We start from the raw sequence: 2,270 nt of genomic DNA on the forward strand, positions 1-2,270 counted from the left end.
CGTTGCTCGTGGGAATGTGTGCGTGGCAGCATTCGTGGGTGACTGACAACGGGGATGAGGCAGCGAGGCCTCAACGTGCTTCGCGGCTTGCGGAGTTGGCTGATGCGTCGGTGCCGACCGCATCGTTTGACACGTCAAGGATTCCGCCGGTGACGCCGGCGGTGCCGGCGGCCGCTGAGCCGGTGGACGGGGTGACCGCCGCCCGCCGCGAGTTTGCGCGTTTGCTGGGGGAGTTCCGGCGTACGGCGGTGCTGGTGCCGTTCGACGCGCACGGGAGTCTGTGGACGGCGGATTTCAACGGGGTGCGGTGGATCTGTGCGTTCTCGGACGAGGAGGCGTTGGCGCGGTTCGCGGTCGCGCAGGGGGATGCGGGCCGGGAGTGGACCTACCGGACGATTCTCGGTGCCCGGTTGCTGGATGTGATGGTGCCGATGCTGCCGGGTCCGGCGGGGGTCGCTTTGGACGCGGGCAGTGACGAGGGCATGGTGTTCCCGCCGGTGGAGGGCATCGTGCCCGATGCGGTGGCGGTGGATCTCGGGGGGATGCGGTGAGTGGGGGCGAGCCGGAGCTGAAGGCTCCGGCGTGGGCGCTGGCGGAGATCGCGAGCGGGATCAATCTGGCGCATGCCGAGCTGAAGGAGCTCGGGATGATCGGCGAGGCGTCGGTGGGGCGGGGGTTCTCGGACCTCGCGCTGTCGGGGCTGGAGTTGGGGCACGGCGGGCTGGCGGCGGAGTTCGAGACGTTCTGCAACCGCTGGGAGTGGGGGGTGCGCACCCTGACGCTGAAGGGCAATGCGTTCGCGCAGGGGGTCGGTCTGTCGGCGGGTTCGTTCGCGGAGCAGGAGCAGTACGTCAAGGACGCGATCAAGATCGGCGTGAACTCGCTGAACGGTAATCCTCATCTGTCCGAGGACGAGGTCAAGCAGATGAGCTGGGACACGATTCGTGACCAGCATGCCTGGGACAACGCGGACTGGAGCGCGGAGTCGATGCGTGAGGCGCACGGCGAGGTCAAGCAGACGTGGAAGAACACCACGTATGACGTGATGGACGCGCAGATGGACTCCATGGAGCGTTCCGGGCTGATTGACCCGAAGATCCGGGACGCGATGGACGAGCAGCTGAAGGAAGACCTGGATCCGGATCAGGCCACGATCGATCAGGCCGAGCAGCCGCGGTGGGGGGAGAGTCGCTGATGGTGGACTGGCGGGGGTGGGGCGACAAGCTCGTCGACGGTGCCGACCGGGCGATCGACAAGGGCAAGGAGGTGGTCGGCGAGGGTGTCGACTATGTGACCGACAAGGCCGGCCAGGGGCTACGCCACTACGGGCACGACGCGGTGGCCGAGGTCGTCGAGGACTGGGGAGATGAGACCGCCTCCTCTCTCGGTGCGGAGGTCGGTGAGAAGCAGCTCGGGCAGACCGAGGAAGCGAACGAGCTGATCCATGGCAAGCCGGAGAAGATCGCTTCGACGGTGAAGAACCTGCGGGACTTCCAGAAGGCGTTCGATCTGGTCGGCGGCGGGATGAAGAAGCTCGACTCCAGCAATTGGAAGGGCGAGGCCGCCACCGCCTTCCGGGAGAAGTTCCAGACGCTTCCCACCGACTGGCTGCGCGCGGCGGACGCGTTCGAGGACGCGGCCAAGGCCCTGGAGACGTACTCGAAGGCGATCGTCACGGCGCAGGGCAAGGCGCGTGAGGCTATCGCCCTCTACAACGAGGCGAAGAAGGACTACGAGAAGGCTGCCGCGGAGTTCAACAAGAAGGCCGACGCCTACGACGCCGCCCGCAACAGCGACAACCCGCTGCCGCACCCGGGCGAGTTCAACGATCCGAGCACGGCCAAACGCCAGCAGGCGCAGGAGATCCTGGACGACGCCCGCACCGCGCGGAACCAGGCCGCGGAGACCGCGAAGGGCGCGGTCAAGGCCGCCATGGCCCACGCGCCCAAGGACAAGACCGGACTGGACAAGCTCCAGACCGAGCTCATGGACTACAGCCTGGGCCAGAGCATCGAGCTCGCCCACTTCGGCGGCGGCATCATCAAGGGCACCGCGGGGCTGGTCAACTTCGTCCGCTCGGTCAACCCGATCGACCTCTACAACCTGACCCACCCCGCCGAGTACTACAAGGGCGTCAACATGACGCTCGCCGGCCTCGCCTCCACCGTCGCCAACCCCGACCGCGCCTTGAAGAACGCGTGGGACGCGGCGAAGGGCGACCCCGCCGAATTCCTCGGCCGCCTCGTCCCCGAAATCCTCGGCACCAAGGG

General features: G+C 67.4%; 3 protein-coding genes. All 3 read left to right on the plus strand.

Annotated elements, in window-relative coordinates; translation table 11 throughout:
- Positions 1-38 precede the first annotated feature (38 nt).
- Positions 39-551 carry an SseB family protein gene (locus ACWD0A_RS34740; protein WP_451304696.1) on the plus strand — a complete coding sequence of 171 codons (513 nt, stop codon included), beginning with the start codon at positions 39-41 and terminating at the stop codon, positions 549-551.
- Positions 548-1,195, plus strand: coding sequence for a hypothetical protein (locus ACWD0A_RS34745; protein WP_451304694.1), 648 nt, complete (start codon positions 548-550; stop codon positions 1,193-1,195). Before ACWD0A_RS34740 ends, ACWD0A_RS34745 begins: the two co-directional genes overlap by 4 nt.
- On the plus strand, positions 1,195-2,270 hold a 1,076-nt coding region (locus tag ACWD0A_RS34750; protein WP_451304695.1), incomplete at its 3' end, for a putative T7SS-secreted protein. The genes ACWD0A_RS34745 and ACWD0A_RS34750, both read left to right, overlap by 1 nt.

Source organism: Streptomyces sp. NPDC002867, from assembly GCF_053591895.1.